A 17,044-nucleotide genomic window follows, 5' to 3' on the forward strand; every position below is an offset into this window, starting at 1 on the left:
GAATCATTCCAGCTCGTGGGAGAGGGCGATCAGGTCCCTGGTGTGCGGATGATGGGCCTCGCCCTCGCGCAGCTGGCCTTCGGTCAGCGTCTCGACGATGCGGCCGCCCTGCATCACGGCGAGCCTTTCGCAGAGATGCGCGATGACCGCCAGATTGTGCGAGACCAGGATGCAGGTGAGCTGCCGCGCCTGGCGCAGATCGGCCAGCAGGTTCAGCACCTCCGCCTGCACCGAGACATCGAGCGCGCTGGTCGGCTCGTCCAGCAGCAGCACCGAGGGGTCGGCGATCAGCGCGCGGGCGATCGCCACGCGCTGGCGCTGCCCGCCCGAGAGTTGGTGCGGGTAGCGGAAGCGCGCCGTGCGCGGCAGCGCCACCTCCTCCAGCGCCCGGGTGATGCGCTGTTCGGCATCGGCGATGCCATGCACCTCCAGCGGCTCGGACAGGATGCGGTCCACCGTCTGGCGCGGATGCAGCGAGCCATAGGGGTCCTGGAACACCATCTGCACGGTCTTGAAGAAGGCGCGGTCGCGCTTCGGGCCGAGCGGCCGGCCGGCCACCGCCATGCCGCCATCCCAGCCGCCATTCAGCCCGGCGATGGTGCGCAGCACGGTGGACTTGCCCGAGCCGCTTTCGCCCACCAGCCCGAAGGTCTCCCCCGCCTCGACGCGGAAGGAGACGTCGCGCACCACATGGTTGGCGCCGAAATGGACGTTGAGGTGCTCGATCTCGATCATCGGCGCGGCTCCAGCCAGGCGGGGTCGCGGGTCAGGGTCGGCAGCCGCTCGCGGCGGACCGACAGGCTCGGCATGCAGTCCAGCAGGCCGCGGGTATAGGCGTGGCTCGCGCGGTGCAGGTCGCGCGCCGGCAGCTCCTCCATCACCTGGCCGGCATACATGACAACGACGCGGTCGCAGAAGCGGCTGACCAGCGGCAGATCGTGGCTGATCAGCATCAGCCCCATGCCGCGGGCCGAGACCAGATCCTCGATCAGCTTCAGGATCTCGGCCTGCACGCTGGCATCCAGCGCGCTGGTCGGCTCGTCGGCGATCAGCAGGTCCGGGTTGGGGGCCAGCATCATGGCGATCATGACGCGCTGGCCCATGCCGCCCGAGACCTCGTGCGGGTAGCTCTCCAGCACCCGCTTCGGGTCGCGGATCTTGACCTGCTCCAGCAGGGTCAGCGCGGCCTCGCGCGCCTCGCGCTGGCCGCCTTTGTTATGGGCGAGCCAGGCCTCGGAAATCTGCCGGCCGACCGTCATCACCGGGTTCAGGCTGTATTTCGGGTCCTGCATGATCAGCCCGATGCGGCCGCCGCGCAGGCTGCGCATCTGCCGTTCGCTCGCCGCCTGCACATCGATGCCGTCGAAGCGCAGCGCCTCGGCGCGGACGCGTGCCGCCTGGGGCAGCAGCCGCATCAGCGCGCGGCCGGTCACCGATTTGCCGGAGCCGCTTTCGCCGACAATGCCGAGCTTCTCACGGCCCATACTGAAAGAAATACCGCGCACGGCGGGGTTGAAGCCGGACGGCGTCGGGAAATCGACGCGCAAATCGCGGATCTCAACGAGAGAACTCATGCCACGCGCTCCTTGCCGTGGGGAAGGCTCTGCCTTCCCCACACCCCATCCGCCGGGGTGGCAGGGCCACCCCGGACCCCGCCAACTGTCAGAAAAATCATCGCTGCTTGGGGTCCAGAACGTCGCGCAGCCCGTCGCCCAGCAGGTTGAAGGCGAGGCTGGCGGTGAAGATGGCGACACCCGGAATCACCGGCACCCACCACTGCTCCAGGATGAAGCGCCGCGCCGTCGCGATCATCGTGCCCCATTCCGGAATCGGCGGCTGCGCGCCGAGGCCGAGGAAGCCGAGGCCGGCAGCCGTCAGGATGATCGAGGACATGTCGAGCGTGACGCGCACGGTGAGCGAGGGCAGGCACATCGGCGCCACATGCTTCCAGATGATGCGCCAGGGCGCCGCACCCGTCATGCGCACGGCGGCGATGTAGTCGGTGTTGCGGATGGTCAGCGTCTCGGCCCGCGCCAGCCGCGCATAGGGCGGCCAGGCGGTCAGCGCGATGGCGATGACGGCGCTCTCGACCCCGGGCTTCATCGCGGCGACGAAGGCCAGCGCCAGGATCAGCCGCGGAAAGGCCAGGAACACATCGGTCACGCGCATCAGCACGCGGTCCCAGAAGCCCCCGGCATAGCCGGCGACGCAGCCGATGATCAGGCCGAGCGGCGCCACCAGCACCACCACGGACACCACCATGCCGAGCGTCACCCGCCCGCCATAGACCAGACGCGACCAGGTGTCGCGCCCCAGCTCGTCGGTGCCGAGCCAATGCGCGGCGGAGGGCGGGGCGAGGCGGTTGGCCAGGTTCTGCACGCCGGGGTCGTGGGTGGCCAGCAGCGGCGCGGCCAGCGCCATCACCAGCATCAGCAGCACGATGGCCAGGCCGGCGACCGCCAGCCAGTTGCGGCGGAAGGCCAGCCAGAGCTGGTAGCGCCGGCCCCAGCGCGCCTGGGCGCGCGAGCCGGGCGTGTCGGAAAGCAGCCAGTCGCGGGTGGAGGTGGTCTCGGACATCACTTCACCCGCGGGTCGAGCAGGCGGTAGAGCAGATCGGCCATCAGGTTCAGCACCACATAGATCAGCCCGATCACCAGCGTCGCGCCCAGCACCGCGTTCATGTCGGCATTCAGCAGCGACACGGTCAGGTACTGGCCAAGGCCGGGCCAGGCGAAGATCGTCTCGGTCAGCACCGCGCCCTCCAGCAGCCCCGCATAGGTCATGGCCAGCACGGTGACGAGCGGCACGGCGGTGTTGCGGAAGGCATGGCCCCAGACGATGCGGAAGCGCGACAGCCCCTTGGCGCGGGCGGTGGTGACGTATTCGCTCTTCAGCTCGGCCAGCATGAAGGCGCGCGTCATGCGCGCGATATAGGCGAGGGAGAAGAAGGCCAGCACGCCGGCGGGCTGCGCCAGGTGCCACAGCGCGTCCTGGAACGCCGCCCAGTCGCCGGCCAGCAGCGCGTCCAGCGTCAGGATGCCGGTGCGCTCATCCACCATGCCCTCGAAATAGATGCCCTGGCGGCCGGGGCCCGGGGCGATCTCCAGCGTCGCGTAGAACAGCAGCAGCGAGATCAGGCCGAGCACGAAGACCGGCAGCGAATGCCCGGCCAGGCAGAACAGCCGCACGCCCTGGTCGATCCAGCTGCCCTGCCGCGTCGCCGCCCAGACGCCGAGCGGCACGCCGATGGCCACCGCGATGATGATGGCCACCGTGGCGAGTTCGAAGGTGGCGGGGAAGAAGCGGATGATGTCCTGGGTGACGGGGTTCGACGTCATCACCGAACGGCCGAGGTCGCCGCTGGCGATCTGGCCGAGATATTTCCAGAACTGGATGTAGAGCGGCTGGTCGAGGCCGAGCGCCAGCCGGGTCTGCTCCACCACATCCTGCGGCGCGCGGTCGCCCACGATGGCCAGCACCGGGTCGATCGGCACCACGCGCCCGATCAGGAAGGTGACGAGGACCAGGCCGAACAGGGTGATGGGCACGCTGGCCGCGGTGGCGGACAGGGCCTGCAGGCGCAGCCGCGCCGCCGAGGGCCGGGCCCGCCCCCCGGACGGCGGCGCCGCCCGGGGAGAGGTGGTTTCGCTCATGCCTTGGTGATGGCCTTGTAGAAGTGGCGGTCGTTCATCGGACCCATGTCGAAGCCGCGCACGCCGGCGCGGCTGACGGCGATCTCGATCTCCTGCAGCATGATGACGAAGGGCGAGTGCTGCTGGTGGTCCTTCTGCAGCTGCACATACATCTCGGCCCGCTTCGCCGCATCCGTCTCCTTCAGCGCCGCGAGCGTCCGGGCGGACAGCTCGGGGATCTCCCAGCTGGCGCGCCAGGCCAGCGTCCGGTTGCGGGCGTTGTCGCTGTTGTCGGTGTTGATGCTGAACGCCTCGGCATTGCTGTGCGGGTCGAAATAGTCCGAGCCCCAGCGCACCATGGCGATGTCATGCGTGCGGGCGCGGGTCTTGGTGATGACGGCGCGCTGCTCGCCCGGCAGCATGCGCAGCCGGATGCCGATCTCGGCCAGATTGGCCTGGATCGCCTGGGCGATGTCGGCGAAGGGCGCGGCCGAGGTGTAGTCGAAGGAGACCTCGAAGCCATTGCCCAGCCCCGCCTTCTCCAGCAGGGCCTTGGCCTCGGCGACATTGCGCTTGAAGGGCTGGTCGGTCACCGCGCCGGGGAAGCCGGCCGGCAGGAAGGCCTGGTGCACCGCATAGGTGGTCGGCACGATGGCCTTCTGGATGCCCTCATAGTCGAGCGCCAGCTTGATCGCCTGGCGCACCTCGGGCTTGGCCAGGTTCGGGTTCTTCTGGTTCAGCGACAGGTACATCAGGCTGGCCTTGCGGGCCGACTGCACCGTGTAGGCCGGGTTGCCCTCGAGCTGGCGGATCTGGTCGGCGCCGAGGTTGCGGACGATGTCGTAATCGCCCTTGGTCAGGCCGAGCAGCTGCGCCGAGGGGTCGGCGACATGGCGCATGATGATGCGCTTGATCTGCGGCGCGACATTGCTGTGCGGGTTCGCCTCCAGCACCACGCTCTCGCTGGCGCGCCACTGGCGGATGGCATAGCTGCCGGAGCCCGCCGAATTCTGCTTCAGCCAGGCATTGCCGAGATCATCGCCCTGGGCGCGGGCGGTGACCACCGCCTTCTCGACCACCGAGCCCACCGCGGCGGAGAGGCAGTAGAGCAGGAAGGTCGGCGCCGTCGGCTCGGCCGTCTGCAGCACCACGGTGCGCGGGCCGGTGGCGCGGATGCGCTCGGCCACATTGTCCTTGGTGAAGCCGAACTGGTTGATGATGAAGGCCGGCGCCTTGTTCAGCAGCACCGCGCGGGAGAGGGAGAAGGCCACGTCCTCGGCCGTCACCGGCTGGCCGGAGGCGAATTTCGGCCCCTCGCGCAGGGTGAAGGTGAAGGTCTTGCTCTCATCCGAGACCTCCCACTTCTCGGCCAGCTCGCCGGTGATCTCGGAGGGGTTGGAATTCGGCGTGGTCACCAGCTTCTGGTAGACATTCGCCGCCAGCTCGGAGGCGGTGTACTCGAACGCCTCATGCGGGTCGCAGGTGATGATGTCATCGATCTGCTTGGCGAAGACCAGCACGCCCGGCGGGGTCTGGGCGGCGGCGCCCGACAGCGCGGCCGGGAGCGAGGCGGCGGCGGCCGAGGCCAGCAGCAGCGTGCGACGTGTCAGCATGGGTTCGGAACCTCTCCTGCAACTGCCCCCGGTGTAGCGCGCGGGACGGGGCCGCGCCACGGGTCAAGACGGGGTTCGCAGGGGGAGTTCGCAGTGTGGGACAGCGGAGAATGGCGAAGTCGCAGCCCGGTCGCCCGGCCTGCCGCGCCGCATCATGACAGATTCTTAATCCTGGAAGGTGACGCGCAGCTCGCCTGGCGCCTGTTGCAGCCGCGCCGCGTGGCGGGTGGCCAGCCAGAGCGCGAAGGCGGCGCGCGCCGCCGCGCCGCCCATCAGGTCGGCCGCCTCGGGCCGGGCGGCGGGGGCGGGCAGGGGCTCGCCCTGGTGGCTCAGCACCAGGGTCACCACGCCCTCGCCGCTCCTCGCCAGCACCTCGGCCTCGGAAAGGCCGCGATCGGCCAGCAGCTCGCCGGCCTCGACCAGGAAATCCTGCACCCGCTCCATGGTGGCGCGCCGCGCGCCCCAGGCGCCGCCCATGGCCTGGGCGCGGCGCTCCGCCTCCAGATGCAGCCGGGCGTCGAGCGGCAGGGTGAAGCGGACCTCCCGCCGCACCAGGGGCAGGGTCGCCAGATGCATGACGAAGCAGGTCAGCGCCCCGAAGGTCAGCGCCGAGGCCAGCGCCGGCAGATGCGCGCGGAACGGCCCCGGGGCGATCAGCACGGCGAAGCCCATGATCAGCCCGAGCCCCACCACCAGGGAGCGGCGGATGTCGAGCATGCGCACCGTGATCAGCTGGCAGCCCGTCGCGATCATGAAGCAGGCGACATAGAGCAGCATGGCCGCCTTCACCGGCGGCGGGATCAGGATGAACAGCGCCGCCAGCCGCGGCGAGAAGGCCAGCGGCAGCAGCAGCGCCGCCCCCACCCAGATGATGCGCAGCGACAGGGTGCGGTTGGCGATGGAGAGCCCCACGCAGGCCGAGGACGGCCCCGGCGCCATGCCGCCGATGCCGCCCGTGAGCGCCAGCGCCACGCCATGCGCCAGCAGGCCGCGGCGCAGCGGCGGGCCGTCCGGCTTCTCCCACCCGCCATCGGCGGCGCGCTGGAAGGCCACGAGATTGCCGAGGATGGTGGCCTTGGCCGGCAATGTCGCGAAGACGAAGGCGAGCGCCAGCCCGGCGGAGAGCCCGTCGAAGCGCGGCACCATGGGGGTGGGCCAGGCGAACCAGGGATTGGCCGCCAGCACGGCGGCCGCATCCGCCGCCGTGTAGCCGAGGGGCAGGGAGAGCAGGATGCCGAACGCAGCGCCGATCAGCATGCCATAGGGGGCGAGCCGCCCGCCGCGCAGCGCCACCCCGGCCATCACCAGGAAGGCCAGCAGCGCCAGCAGGATGTCCCAGGGGCTGTCGGTGTCGAAGCGGCGCTGCAGCACCTGCAGCTGGTCCAGCATCACCGGCAGCAGGGTGACGCCGAGCAGGAAGACGACGACCCCCGCCATCTCGGTGGGCACCAGCGCCTCGGGCCGGCGGATCAGGAAGCTCGCCGCGATGGCGAAGAGCCCGGCCAGCAGCAGCAGCGCGCCGGCCTGGGCCGGGCCCAGCCCGGCGCCGGCGGCCAGCAGATAGGCGCCCATCATCACCGGGGTGGGGATGGAGGGCATCTGGTAGCCGGCGCCGAGCGGCCCGCGCGTCAGCGCCTGCAGCCCCTGCAGCAGGATGAAGCCCAGGATGGAGAGGGCGATGAAATTGGCCGCCTCCCGCGCCTGCAGCCCAAAGGCGGTGGCGGCGACCACCGGCAGCACCAGGTAGATGGCCTGGATGGCGATGTGCTGCGCCGCCAGGCCCAGCGCGGCGGGCAGGGGCAGGCGGTCCTCCACCGCGGCGACAACGCCCTCGGGGCGGCTGCGCGGGCGGTCCTGCCGGCGGGACAGGCTCACCGGCGCCGTCCGGCGGGGCGCGCTGCGGCGGGCAGGAGCATGGGGCTGGATTCTCCGGCGGATCGTTCCGTCGGTGTAGCCCGGGGCCGCCCGCCGCGCCACGGGGCGGCCGGCCTGGCGCTTTCCCTCTGGCGGGCCATGGCGCCGCGTGGCATCCGCGCCGCATGGAACACTGGCAGGGCTTCGAGCCGCCTTCCCGCGCCGCCGCCTGGCAGGAGAGCTACCCCGCGCCGATGCCGGATGGCCGGGCGCTGCGTCTGCCGCTGCGCGATTACGGCGCCATCGCCGTCACCGGCTTCATCGCCAACCAGGCGGCGTTTGCCGTGCTGCGCCCGATGGTGGGCTGGATGGCGGCGGCGGCGCGGCCGCTGGGCGCCGAGCTGGTGGTCGGGCTGCCGACGCTGGGCCATGTCTTCGGCGGCGCGGTGGCCGAGGCGCTGGGCCACCCGAACTGGGTCGCCCCCGGCTATTCCCGCAAGAAATGGTACGATCCGGCGCTGTCGGTGCCGACCTCCTCCTCCACCGCGCCGGATGCGCGGCGGATGTGGCTGGACCCCAGGCTGCTGCCGCGGCTGGCCGGCCGGCGCGTGCTGCTGGTGGACGACGTGATCAGCACCGGCAGTTCGGCGCTGGCCGGGCTGTCGCTGCTGCGGCTGGCGGGTGTGGAGCCGGTCGGGCTGTGCGTGGCCATGGCGCAGGGCGATCGCTGGCGCCCCGACTGGCCGGAGGCGATTCCGGTCGCCGCCGCCTTCGCCACGCCGCTGTTCCGCCGCGCGGGGACCGGCTGGGTCCCCGACCCCGCAACCCTGCCCCGAGATCTCCTGTTGCCCCCCGCTTCGACGGGCCCCTGAAAAACTGATAGAAAAAAGAAGGGGGCGCGGGGGAATTCATTCCCCCGCTCTTTTTCGTGTGGATTGCCGAGGTCGTTCTGATGTCCCGTCTCTGGCTGGCGCTGGGTGCGTTGAGTGGTTTCCTGGCCGTGGCCCTGTCGGCCTGGGCCGCGCATGGTCTGGCCCCGGTGCTGGAGCCCGTGGACGCCGCGCGGGTGCAGAATGCGCTGACCATGCAGGGCTGGCACGCGCTGGCGCTGCTGGCCGCCGGCCTGCTGGCCGAGCGCCGCGCCAACTGGCTGCCGCATTTGGCCGGCGCCTGTTTTGCCGTCGGCAGCCTGGCGTTCTGCGGCGCCGTCTGGTGGCTGGTGCTGCAGGGCGAATCGCTCGGCCGCGTGGCGCCGCTGGGCGGCACGGCGCTGATGGCGGGCTGGCTGATCCTGGGCGTGGCGGGGCTGACCCGCCCGCGCGCCGCATGATCCGCGCCGCCTATCTGGCCCATGAGGGGTTCGAGCGCGAGGTGGAGGAGGAGCTGCGCCGCGCCGGCGTGGCGATCGCCCGCTGGCACGGCCCCTTGGCGCTGACCGAGGCGCCGCCGGTGCCCTCCGCCTGGGCGCTGGATGTGTGGACCGACCCGCGCGAGATCCCGGTGCCCTCGATCAAGGGCGCGGCCGCGGCGCTGCGGGCGATCCAGCGCAACTGGTCGCTGGAGCCGGTGCTGCACCACCGCCGCGCGGCGCTGATCGAGGCGGCGCTGCCGCCCTTGAAGGGAAAGGCGCTGCGCTTCCCCGAGGCGGCGCCGACCGGGCATCTGGGCGGCTGGACGTTGCTCTCGCCCGAGCTGATGCTGGCCAGCCCGACCAAGACCAGCCCCTTCCTGCGCGGCGCGGTGCGCTTCGAGGAGGATCGCGAGGGGCCGCCCAGCCGCGCCTATCTGAAGCTGTGGGAGGCGCTGACCCGGCTCGGCCGCTGGCCGGGGCCGGGGGAGACGGTGCTGGATCTCGGCGCCGCGCCGGGCGGCTGGACATGGGCGCTGGCGCAGCTGGGCTGCCAGGTGGTCGCCGTGGACAAGGCGCAGATGGATCCGGGCGTCGCCGCCCTGCCGAATGTGACGATCCGCACCGAGAGCGCCTTCGGCCTGGAGCCGGAGCGCGAGGCGGCGGTGGACTGGCTGTTCAGCGACATCATCTGCTACCCGGCGCGGCTGCTCGGCCTGGTGCAGCGCTGGCGGGAAGCGGGGCGGGCGCGGAATTTCGTCTGCACCATCAAGTTCCAGGGCGAGACCGACCATGAGACGGCCGCCGCCTTCGCCGCCATACCGGGCGCGCGGGTGTTCCATGGCGCGCACAACAAGCATGAGCTGATGTTCTGCCTGCTGCAGGCCGACCCGCCCGGCTGAGGCCGAAGCCCGGCGCCTGCCCCAGGGCCGCGCAGGGGCGGCCCGGGCGCTCCCCGGCGCCGTCCTGCCGGCCGCGCAAACAGGCAGAAAGCCGCCGCCCCGCCCCAGGTTCCGTCATGTCTTTATGACTGGACTTGCCCGGCCCCGGCGGCCAGGGACAGGGGCGATGCAGATCCACCGCTCCCCAGCCCTTGCCTGGCTGCGCCTCCTCCCGGTCCTGCTGATCGGCCTCTGGCTCGGCAGCGCCGCCGCCCATGCGCAGGGCCGCCCGGCCTCCTCCGCCAACCCGGCCCCCGTCGCCTCGGTCGACGATCTGGTGCGGCTGCTGGAGGATGATGCCGGCCGCGCCGCGCTGATCGCCCGGCTGCGCGCCGCCGGCCCCGCCGCCACCGCCCTGCCGCCGGAGCCCGAGCCCACCTTCGCCCGGCAGCTGGCCGAGTACAGCCAGGCGGTGGCCGAGCAGGCGGCGGCCGCGGCCGGCCATCTGGCGGCGCTGGGGCGCGGGCTGGGGCAGCTGGCCGGCGGCGCCGTGGCGGCGGATGAGGCCTTCTGGGCCGGCGCCTTCACCATCGGCCTGCTGGCCGCGGTGGTGCTGGGCGGCTACGCGCTGCTGCGGCTCCTGGCGCGGCCGCTGCTGCGCGCGCTGGACCGCCGCGCCGCTTCGCACCGCCCGGCCTGGCGGGTGCTGTTCGTGCCGCTGGCCTTCCTGGTGCGGCTGGCGGCGCTGCTGCTGGCCTGGGCCGGCGGCTATCTCTTCGCGCTCTCCTACGGCACCACCGGGCTGATCGCGGTGCACCAGACCCTGCTGCTGAACGCCTTCCTGGCGGTGGAGGGCAGCCGGGTGCTGATCCGCACCCTGTTCATGCCGGGCCGCCCCGGGCTGCGCCCGCTGCCGCTGGGCGAGGAGGGGGCGCGCGCCTGGTCCTTCTGGCTTGGCCTCGCGGCGCTGCTGATCGGCACCACCATGATGCTGCTGGCGCCGGTGCTGAACGCCAATGCCTCGCCGGCGGCGGCGGCCTCGCTGCGGCTGGTGGTGATGCTGACGGTGCTGGTGCTGGGCATCCTGGCGGTGCTGCGGCACCGCCGCGCCGGGCGCCACTGGGTGGAGGCGCGGCGCGACCGGCGCGGCCTGCGCGCGCTGGGCCGCGCCTGGACCGCCTTCGGCCATGTCTGGCACCTGCTGGCCATCCTCTACATGGTGGTGCTGTTCCTGGCCTGGGTCGCCAACCCGGCGCGAGGCGATGGGCTTCATGCTGCTGTCGACGCTGCGCTCGCTGGCCGTGCTGGCGGTGGCGGCGCTGCTGCTGAAGCAGATCCGCCGCTGGCTGGCCGGCGGGCTCAGCCTGCCCGAGGCGGTGACGGAGCGGCTGCCGCTGCTGGAGCACCGGCTGAACCGGCTGATCCCGGCGATCCAGCAGGCGCTGCGGGTGGCGGTGCTGGTGGCGGTGGCGCTCGGCCTGTTCTGGGCCTGGCGGATCTTCGACCTGCCGGGCTGGGTGGAGACGCAGGCCGGCCGCAGGACGCTGGGCGCGCTGGTCTCGGCCGGGCTGATCCTGCTGTTCGGCATCGCCGCGCATCTCGCCCTCTCCTCCTGGGTCGAGTACCGGCTGAACCCGAATTACGGCACGGTGCCGACGCCGCGCGAGCGCACCCTGCTGGCGCTGTTCCGCAACGCCGCCACCATCGCGCTGATCGTCATGGTGGCGATGCTGGCGCTGTCCGAGCTGGGGGTGAATATCGGCCCGCTGCTGGCCGGCGCCGGCGTGGTCGGCCTGGCGATCGGCTTCGGCGCCCAGCGCCTGGTGCAGGACATCATCACCGGCGTGTTCATCCAGCTGGAGAACGCGATGAACGAGGGCGATGTGGTCGCCGCCGGCGGCGTCTCCGGCGTGGTGGAGAAGCTGACCATCCGCTCGGTCTCGATCCGCGACGGCAATGGCACGCTGCACGTCATCCCCTTCTCCTCGGTGACGACGGTGGCCAACATGATGAAGGATTTCGGCTTCCACGTGGCCGATATCGGCGTCGCCTACCGGGAGAGCATCCCCGAGGTGAAGGCGGCGATGCAGGAGGCCTTCGAGCGGCTGCAGCAGACCGAGCATGGCGCCTTCATCATCGGGCCGCTCGACATGCAGGGCATCACCAGCTTCGGCAATTCGGCGATCATGCTGCGCGCCCGCATCAAGACGCTGGCCGGCAAGCATTGGGGCGCCGGCCGCGCCTATAGCGAGATCCTGAAGGAGGTGTTCGACGCCCGCGGCATCGAGATGCCCTTCCCGCATGTCACGCTCTACATGGGCCAGGACAAGGAGGGGAAGGCGCCGCCTTTGCGCATCCTGGACGAGACGCCAGGGGCGCGGCCGGGCCAGGGGCCGCTGCCGCGGGGCGGCGCGGGGCCGGAGGGCGGGATGCCGGAGGGCGAGGTGCCGGAGGGCGAGGTGCCGGATGGCCGCGCCGCCGCGCCGCAGGCCGGGGCCAGCCAGGCGGGGATCAGCCAGGCCGGGATCAGCCAGGCGGGGGCCGGGCAGGGCGCCGCCCGCTGAGGCGGCGCGGCGCGCGGGCGGTGCCGGCCAGGGCCTGACCGACCGGCTCCGCCGCCCCGCTCGCGCTCCAGGCGGCGGCGATGATCGCCCGGCCGGGGCCAGGCCCGTCTGGGGCCGCGGAGCGGCTGCGCTGAGGCGGGCGGCTGCGCCCGCCCCCTCAGCGCAGCAGCAGCAGGGCGCAGGCGGCCAGCAGGACCGCCCATTGCACCAGCATCGCCGGCGCCCGCAGCGTGTATTGCAGCGCCGAGCCCTCCGCCGCCAGCATGCCCGGCGGATGCGCCAGCCGCGCCGCCAGCAGCGCCAGCAGCAGGGCGTGCACCAGCCAGGGCGCGGCGCCGCCGGCCTCGGCCAGGCCCAGCAGCAGCAGGGTCAGCGGCACATATTCGGCGAAATTGGCCTGGATGCGGATCAGCCGCCGCAGCCGCTCCTGCCCGGCATCGCCGTGATGCGCGTTCCAGCGCGCCCGCCCGGCCGAGACGGCAAAGGACAGCGCCAGGAACAGCAGGCCCAGCAGCGCGCCATAGAAGGCGGTGAGGGTGGGGAAAGGCATGGCGGTCGCTCCCTCTCGGCCCCGGCGCCGGCGGCGCGGCCATAGCGGAGCCTAGGCCGGGCGGGGCGCCGCCGCCATGGCCTCGCCGCGCCCGGCGATCGCGGCAACCGGAGCCGGGGCGCGGGCGTTTTCGCCCCGTGGCGGAGGGCTGCGGATGCACAGGGCGTGGTGGCTGATCCGGCAGACCGTGCTGGGCTTCATCGAGGATGACGCGCTGAGCCGCGGCGCGGCCATCGCCTTCTACACCGTCACCTCCCTGGCGCCGGTGCTGATCATCGCCATCGCCATCGCCGGCAGCGTCTTCGGCGAGGAGGCGGCGCGCGGCGCCATCGTCGACCAGCTGGGCGGGCTGATGGGCGCGGCCGGGGCGGAGCTGGTGCAGAGCATCATCGTCAGCGCCTCCAACCCCACCTCCGGCCTGCTGGCCAGCGTGTTCGGCGTTGTCACCCTGCTGCTGACGGCCAGCGGCGTGTTCGGCGAGATCCAGTCCAGCCTGAACCAGATCTGGCGCGCCGAGCCGCGCACCAGCGTCTCCCGCCTGCTGCAGGCGCGGGCGGCGAGCCTCGGCCTGGTGGCGACGCTGGGTTTCCTGCTGCTGGTCTCGCTGGTGGTCAGCGCGGCGCTGCATGCGCTGGGCCAGGCGCTGGACGGAAGGCTGCCGGCCGTCGCATTGGCGGTGCGGCTGGCCAATGTGCTGATCTCCTTTGCGCTGGTCGCCCTGCTGTTCGCGGCGATCTACAAGATCCTGCCCGACCGCAAGCTGGAATGGCGCGACGTGATCGTCGGCGCCATCGCCACCACCCTGCTGTTCAACCTCGGCAAGACGCTGATCGGGCTGTATCTCGGCAGCAGCGCCATCGGCACCACCTATGGCGCCGCCGGCTCGGCGGTGATCGTGCTGCTGTGGATCTACTATTCGGCGCAGATCTTCCTGCTCGGCGCCGAATTCACCAAGGCCTGGGCGATGCACCGCGATTCGCGGCGCTGGGAGGCGGCGCGGCGGCGCGAGGCGGCGGCGCCCGCTGCGGCGGCCGAGGATGTGCCGGAACGCCCGCCGATCGGCCTGCCGCCGGCCACCTCCTGAGGCGGTTCTTGCCCCTTCCCATCCCGGGGCCGGGCCGATAGGGCAGGGGCATGGCTTTTCCCGATTCCCGGACCCCGCGCCGATGAGGCGGCGCCCCTCCTCTCCCCGGCTGCCGCGCGGCGCCGGCCGCCGTGCCGGCCCCTGGGCGGCCGTCGCCCTCGTGGTGGCCGGCCTCCTCGGCGCCGGCCAGGTCACCGAGGCCGATTGGATGCGCCTCGGCACCAGCCTGTGGCGCGCCATCACCGCCCCCGAGACGCGCGAGGCGCCGCGCCGCGCCGCGCCGCCGGCCGAGCCCTTCTCCGGCCGGCCGCGGGTGATCGATGGCGACACGCTGGATGTCGCCGGCATCCGCGTGCGCATGCAGGGCATCGACGCCTTCGAGAGCGACCAGCAATGCAGCCGCCGCGGCGGCGGCCGCTTCGCCTGCGGCGCCGAGGCACGCGACCGGCTGGCCGCGCTGATCGACGGGCGCGAGATCACCTGCACCCCGGATGGCACGCAGACGCATGGCCGCTCGGTCGCCGTCTGCACGGTGCGGCAGGGCGGGCAGGAGATCGACCTGAACGCCGCCATGGTGCGCTCCGGCCTCGCCTTCGACTGCCCGCGCTATTCGCGCGGCCGCTACGCGGAGGCGGAGGCGGAGGCCAAGGAACAGGGCGCCGGCGCCTGGGGCGGGCGCTTCGCCTATCCCTGGTCGCATCGCGACCGTTCGGGGGCCTGCGGGCGGTGAGGGGGCGGCGCGCCCTGGCCCGGCTGTGGCCGCGCCGCTGGTGGGCGCGGCTCGGCCTCGGGCTGCTGCTGGGGCCGCCGCTGCTGATCCTGCTCTTCCGCTTCGTCCCCGTGCCGGTGACGCCGCTGATGCTGCTGCGCGCCGCCCAGGGGCATGGCATCGAGCAGCACTGGGTGGCCTATGACGCGATCGACCGCGCCCTGCCGCGCGCGGTGATCGCGGCCGAGGATAATGGCTTCTGCGGCCAGTGGTTCGGCTTCGACTTCCCGGCCCTGCGCGGCGAGATCGCGGCGCTGCTGGAGGGCGACCGGCCGCGGGGGGCCAGCACCATCACCATGCAGCTGGCCAAGAACCTGTTCCTGTGGCCGGGGCGCGACCCGCTGCGCAAGCTGCTGGAGGCCTGGCTGACGCCGCAGATTTCCCTGCTTTGGCCGAAGCGGCGGATCCTCGAGGTCTATCTGAACATCGTCGAGTTCGGCCCGGGCCTCTATGGCGCGGAGGCGGCCTCGCGCGCCTTCTGGGGGCGCAGCGCGGCGGATCTCTCGGCCGGGCAGGCGGCGCTGCTGGCGGTGGTGCTGCCGCTGCCGCTGGAATGGTCGGCCGCCGCGCCGGGCCCCTATGTGCGGGAACGGGCGGCGCTGATCCAGCGCCGGGTCGGGCAGCTGGGCGGCGCGCTGGACTGCGCCGGCTAGCTCAGGCCGTCGCCGTCGGGTGGGGGGCGATGACCGGGCCGGTGCCGCGCGCCAGGCGCAGCAGCGGCCGCTCCACCAGCCGGTGGAAGAGCAAGCCGGCGGCGGTGATGCCGGCGGCCAGCAGCGCCAGCAGCGCCCAGCCGGGCAGCAGCGCGGGCAGGTGCAGCGCCAGGGCCAGCCGCGCCAGCAGGCTGTAGGCCAGGAGATGCGTCAGATAGAGGCTGTAGGAGGCCTCGCCCAGCATCAGCAGCGGGCGGGGCAGGCGCAGCGGCGCCGCTGCCTCCCGCGCCGCCAGCCCGGCGATGAGGGCGCCGCTGGCCAGGCCATAGGCCAGGATGAAGCCCTGCGGCGGCAGCGCCGAACCGCCGGTGGCCGCCTGCAGCACGTCCAGCCCGGCGGTAAGGGCGAAGAGGCCGCCGCCCGCCGCGGCGAGGGCCAGCGGCCGGCGCGGCGGGGCGTGGCGCACCGCCCAGGCGGCCAGCACGCCGATCAGGAATTCCACATGGCGCAGCTCGAACAGCACATCGGCCAGGGCGCCGATGCCCCGGGGCAGCAGCAGCGACAGCGCCACCCAGGCCAGGCCCAGCGCCAGCCCGGCGCGCGGCGCCAGGATGGCCAGGGCGAAGAGCAGGTAGAACAGCATCTCATGCACCAGCGTCCAGGCCACGCCGAGCAGCAGGGGCTGGCCCGGCAGCAGCAGCAGCGAGGCGGCGAACTGCCCCGGCGGCAGCCCCGGCCCCGCCGCCGCCAGCCCGGCATAGAGCAGGGTGACGACCCAATAGGCCGGATAGACGCGGCTGATGCGCTTGCGCAGATAGGGCAGCACCCGCCCGGGCCGGCCGAGATCGCCGGCATGCCCATGCATGATGATGAAGCCGCTGAGCACGAAGAAGAAGTCGAGCCCGGCATAGCCGAAGGCGAAGGCGGCGCCGACCGGGCGCTGGCCGAACATGTTCTGGAAGGCGGTGTCGCTGATGTGGAACAGCATCACCAGCAAGGCGGCGATGCCGCGTCCGGCGTCCAGCACGGGCAGTCGTCGGGCGGGGAGCAGGGGCGGCATGGACGGCTCGGCACAGGGGTCACCGCAGCGTTACCGCGATTCCGGCCGGCTGTGAAACGAATTGCGGGCCCGGGCGGGGGCGGGCGCCCTGGCGGCGCGGCGCTGTCCGGCCGGGCCGCGCGCCGAGGCGTGGCCGGCCCCGATGCCCGCACGCCTCAGCCAGCAGGATGGCGGTCACCCCGGAGGACCGCTTCCCCAACAGAGGGCGGCCGCCTGGGAAGGAGCCCGCCTTTCCAGCGGACAGCGGCAGCCCGAAAAAGAGTCCCGCCTTTCCACCAGACGGCGGCAGCCTGAAAAAAAATCAAAAATGCGGGCGGGCGAGGCCGGTGGCGAGGGCGGCTTCGGCGCGGCGCAGGTCGGTCGGCGTCGAGAGGTGGAACCAGGCGCCGTCATGCACCAGGCCGTAGAGGCGCTCGGCCTCGATGGCGCGCTGCCACAGCGTCATCATGCCGAAGCGGCCCTCGGGCGCGTCCTGGAACAGGCGCGGATGGACGATCTGCACCCCGGCATAGACGTAGGGGGCGATCTCGCGCTCCTTCGGCCGGCGGGCGCGGCCGAGCGGGTCGAGCAGGAAATCGCCGCGGCCGACCTCGCTCTCCACCAGGGCGGAGCGGACCAGCAGCAGCAGCGCGTCCATCTTGTCGGATTCGAAGCGCTCGGCCAGGCGCTCCAGCGTCGGCCGCGGGCCGTCCAGCCAGAAGGCGTCGCCATTGACCACCAGGAAGGGGTCCTCGCCCAGCAGCGGCAGGGCGTCGCGCACGCCGCCGCCGGTCTCCTGCACCTCCTCCTCGCGCAGCACGCGGGGCGGGTTGGCGCGGGCGGCGCAGACCGCCTCGACCTGCTCGGGGAACCAATGGGCGTTGACCACGATGTTGCCGATGCCGCCCGCCTCCACCCGGTCCAGCGCGTGGTCGAGCAGGGTGCGGCCGGCCAGCGGCAGCAGCGGCTTCGGCGTCGCCTCGGTGAGCGGCCGCATGCGGGTGCCGAGGCCGGCGGCCAGCACCATGGCGGAGGAGAGGGTGATCACGCGGCGGGG

General features: G+C 72.8%; 17 protein-coding genes. 7 read left to right on the forward strand and 10 right to left on the reverse strand.

Annotated elements, in window-relative coordinates; genetic code table 11:
- Positions 1 to 3: 3 nt before the first annotated feature.
- From QE401_RS20520 to QE401_RS20545, 6 genes are all read right to left on the reverse strand, one after another.
- Positions 4 to 735 (reverse strand): ABC transporter ATP-binding protein, encoded by a 732-nt coding sequence (locus QE401_RS20520; protein ID WP_307139954.1) that lies wholly within the window; start codon positions 733 to 735, stop codon positions 4 to 6.
- On the reverse strand, positions 732 to 1,574 hold the full coding sequence (locus QE401_RS20525; RefSeq protein ID WP_307139955.1) for an ABC transporter ATP-binding protein: 843 nt from the start codon (positions 1,572 to 1,574) through the stop codon (positions 732 to 734). Before QE401_RS20525 ends, QE401_RS20520 begins: the two co-directional genes overlap by 4 nt.
- 97 nt (positions 1,575 to 1,671) lie before the next feature.
- A complete protein-coding gene (locus tag QE401_RS20530; protein ID WP_307139956.1) occupies positions 1,672 to 2,577 on the reverse strand; it encodes an ABC transporter permease in 906 nt (301 codons plus the stop codon).
- Positions 2,577 to 3,653, reverse strand: a complete 1,077-nt coding sequence (locus QE401_RS20535; protein WP_307139957.1) for an ABC transporter permease — start codon at positions 3,651 to 3,653, stop codon at positions 2,577 to 2,579. Before QE401_RS20535 ends, QE401_RS20530 begins: the two co-directional genes overlap by 1 nt.
- Complete coding sequence (locus tag QE401_RS20540; RefSeq protein WP_307139958.1) at positions 3,650 to 5,245, reverse strand: ABC transporter substrate-binding protein; 1,596 nt, start codon at positions 5,243 to 5,245, stop codon at positions 3,650 to 3,652. The genes QE401_RS20535 and QE401_RS20540 overlap by 4 nt, the downstream gene beginning before the upstream one ends.
- Positions 5,246 to 5,410: 165 nt before the next feature.
- Positions 5,411 to 7,120 (reverse strand): solute carrier family 23 protein, encoded by a 1,710-nt coding sequence (locus tag QE401_RS20545; RefSeq protein ID WP_307139959.1) that lies wholly within the window; start codon positions 7,118 to 7,120, stop codon positions 5,411 to 5,413.
- Between the two features lie 164 nt (positions 7,121 to 7,284).
- Here QE401_RS20545 and QE401_RS20550 point away from each other — a divergent pair, with 164 nt between their 5' ends.
- The 3 genes from QE401_RS20550 (at position 7,285) to QE401_RS20560 (ending at position 9,349) form a co-directional block, all read left to right on the forward strand.
- Entirely contained in the window at positions 7,285 to 7,971 is a 687-nt protein-coding gene (locus tag QE401_RS20550) for a phosphoribosyltransferase (RefSeq protein ID WP_307139960.1), read from the forward strand.
- Positions 7,972 to 8,051: 80 nt separating this feature from the next.
- Entirely contained in the window at positions 8,052 to 8,429 is a 378-nt protein-coding gene (locus tag QE401_RS20555; protein WP_307139961.1) for a DUF423 domain-containing protein, read from the forward strand.
- The gene (locus tag QE401_RS20560) at positions 8,426 to 9,349 is read left to right on the forward strand and encodes an SAM-dependent methyltransferase (protein ID WP_307139962.1); all 924 of its coding nucleotides are present in this window, start codon (positions 8,426 to 8,428) and stop codon (positions 9,347 to 9,349) included. The genes QE401_RS20555 and QE401_RS20560 overlap by 4 nt, the downstream gene beginning before the upstream one ends.
- Positions 9,350 to 10,114: 765 nt before the next feature.
- Here QE401_RS20560 and QE401_RS20565 read toward each other — a convergent pair.
- Positions 10,115 to 10,411, reverse strand: a complete 297-nt coding sequence (locus QE401_RS20565; RefSeq protein WP_307139963.1) for a hypothetical protein — start codon at positions 10,409 to 10,411, stop codon at positions 10,115 to 10,117.
- A 188-nt stretch (positions 10,412 to 10,599) separates the two neighbouring features.
- Between QE401_RS20565 and QE401_RS20570 the strand changes: the two genes are divergently transcribed.
- Positions 10,600 to 11,892, forward strand: a complete 1,293-nt coding sequence (locus QE401_RS20570; protein WP_307139964.1) for a mechanosensitive ion channel domain-containing protein — start codon at positions 10,600 to 10,602, stop codon at positions 11,890 to 11,892.
- Between the two features lie 157 nt (positions 11,893 to 12,049).
- Here QE401_RS20570 and QE401_RS20575 read toward each other — a convergent pair whose 3' ends face one another.
- A complete protein-coding gene (locus QE401_RS20575; protein WP_307139965.1) occupies positions 12,050 to 12,442 on the reverse strand; it encodes an MAPEG family protein in 393 nt (130 codons plus the stop codon).
- 154 nt (positions 12,443 to 12,596) lie between these two features.
- Here QE401_RS20575 and QE401_RS20580 point away from each other — a divergent pair, with 154 nt between their 5' ends.
- The 3 genes from QE401_RS20580 to mtgA all read left to right on the forward strand — a co-directional run bounded on the left by QE401_RS20580 (position 12,597) and on the right by mtgA (position 14,948).
- Entirely contained in the window at positions 12,597 to 13,526 is a 930-nt protein-coding gene (locus QE401_RS20580) for a YihY/virulence factor BrkB family protein (RefSeq protein WP_307139966.1), read from the forward strand.
- A gap of 82 nt (positions 13,527 to 13,608) precedes the next feature.
- Positions 13,609 to 14,256 (forward strand): thermonuclease family protein, encoded by a 648-nt coding sequence (locus tag QE401_RS20585; protein ID WP_307139967.1) that lies wholly within the window; start codon positions 13,609 to 13,611, stop codon positions 14,254 to 14,256.
- Positions 14,253 to 14,948, forward strand: a complete 696-nt coding sequence (gene mtgA, locus QE401_RS20590; protein ID WP_307139968.1) for a monofunctional biosynthetic peptidoglycan transglycosylase — start codon at positions 14,253 to 14,255, stop codon at positions 14,946 to 14,948. Before QE401_RS20585 ends, mtgA begins: the two co-directional genes overlap by 4 nt.
- 1 nt (position 14,949) lies before the next feature.
- Here mtgA and QE401_RS20595 read toward each other — a convergent pair whose 3' ends face one another.
- Positions 14,950 to 16,008, reverse strand: coding sequence for an acyltransferase family protein (locus tag QE401_RS20595; RefSeq protein WP_307139969.1), 1,059 nt, complete (start codon positions 16,006 to 16,008; stop codon positions 14,950 to 14,952).
- A 301-nt stretch (positions 16,009 to 16,309) separates the two neighbouring features.
- Positions 16,310 to 17,035, reverse strand: a complete 726-nt coding sequence (locus tag QE401_RS20600) for a nucleotidyltransferase family protein (RefSeq protein WP_307139970.1) — start codon at positions 17,033 to 17,035, stop codon at positions 16,310 to 16,312.
- Positions 17,036 to 17,044 lie beyond the last annotated feature (9 nt).

It is taken from the genome of Pseudoroseomonas cervicalis, from assembly GCF_030818485.1.
In the GTDB taxonomy this organism is placed as follows: Bacteria; Pseudomonadota; Alphaproteobacteria; order Acetobacterales; family Acetobacteraceae; genus Pseudoroseomonas; species Pseudoroseomonas cervicalis_A.

Excerpts from the sequence above, each read along its gene's own strand:
- QE401_RS20520 (WP_307139954.1), bottom strand. The coding sequence starts at position 735 with ATGATCGAGATCGAGCACCTCAACGTCCATTTCGGCGCCAACCATGTG.
- QE401_RS20525 (WP_307139955.1), bottom strand. The coding sequence starts at position 1,574 with ATGAGTTCTCTCGTTGAGATCCGCGATTTGCGCGTCGATTTCCCGACG.
- QE401_RS20530 (WP_307139956.1), bottom strand. The coding sequence starts at position 2,577 with ATGTCCGAGACCACCTCCACCCGCGACTGGCTGCTTTCCGACACGCCC.
- QE401_RS20535 (WP_307139957.1), bottom strand. The coding sequence starts at position 3,653 with ATGAGCGAAACCACCTCTCCCCGGGCGGCGCCGCCGTCCGGGGGGCGG.
- QE401_RS20540 (WP_307139958.1), bottom strand. The coding sequence starts at position 5,245 with ATGCTGACACGTCGCACGCTGCTGCTGGCCTCGGCCGCCGCCGCCTCG.
- QE401_RS20550 (WP_307139960.1), top strand. The coding sequence starts at position 7,285 with ATGGAACACTGGCAGGGCTTCGAGCCGCCTTCCCGCGCCGCCGCCTGG.
- QE401_RS20555 (WP_307139961.1), top strand. The coding sequence starts at position 8,052 with ATGTCCCGTCTCTGGCTGGCGCTGGGTGCGTTGAGTGGTTTCCTGGCC.
- QE401_RS20560 (WP_307139962.1), top strand. The coding sequence starts at position 8,426 with ATGATCCGCGCCGCCTATCTGGCCCATGAGGGGTTCGAGCGCGAGGTG.
- QE401_RS20565 (WP_307139963.1), bottom strand. The coding sequence starts at position 10,411 with ATGCCCAGCACCAGCACCGTCAGCATCACCACCAGCCGCAGCGAGGCC.
- QE401_RS20570 (WP_307139964.1), top strand. The coding sequence starts at position 10,600 with ATGCTGCTGTCGACGCTGCGCTCGCTGGCCGTGCTGGCGGTGGCGGCG.
- QE401_RS20575 (WP_307139965.1), bottom strand. The coding sequence starts at position 12,442 with ATGCCTTTCCCCACCCTCACCGCCTTCTATGGCGCGCTGCTGGGCCTG.
- QE401_RS20580 (WP_307139966.1), top strand. The coding sequence starts at position 12,597 with ATGCACAGGGCGTGGTGGCTGATCCGGCAGACCGTGCTGGGCTTCATC.
- QE401_RS20585 (WP_307139967.1), top strand. The coding sequence starts at position 13,609 with ATGAGGCGGCGCCCCTCCTCTCCCCGGCTGCCGCGCGGCGCCGGCCGC.
- QE401_RS20595 (WP_307139969.1), bottom strand. The coding sequence starts at position 16,008 with ATGCCGCCCCTGCTCCCCGCCCGACGACTGCCCGTGCTGGACGCCGGA.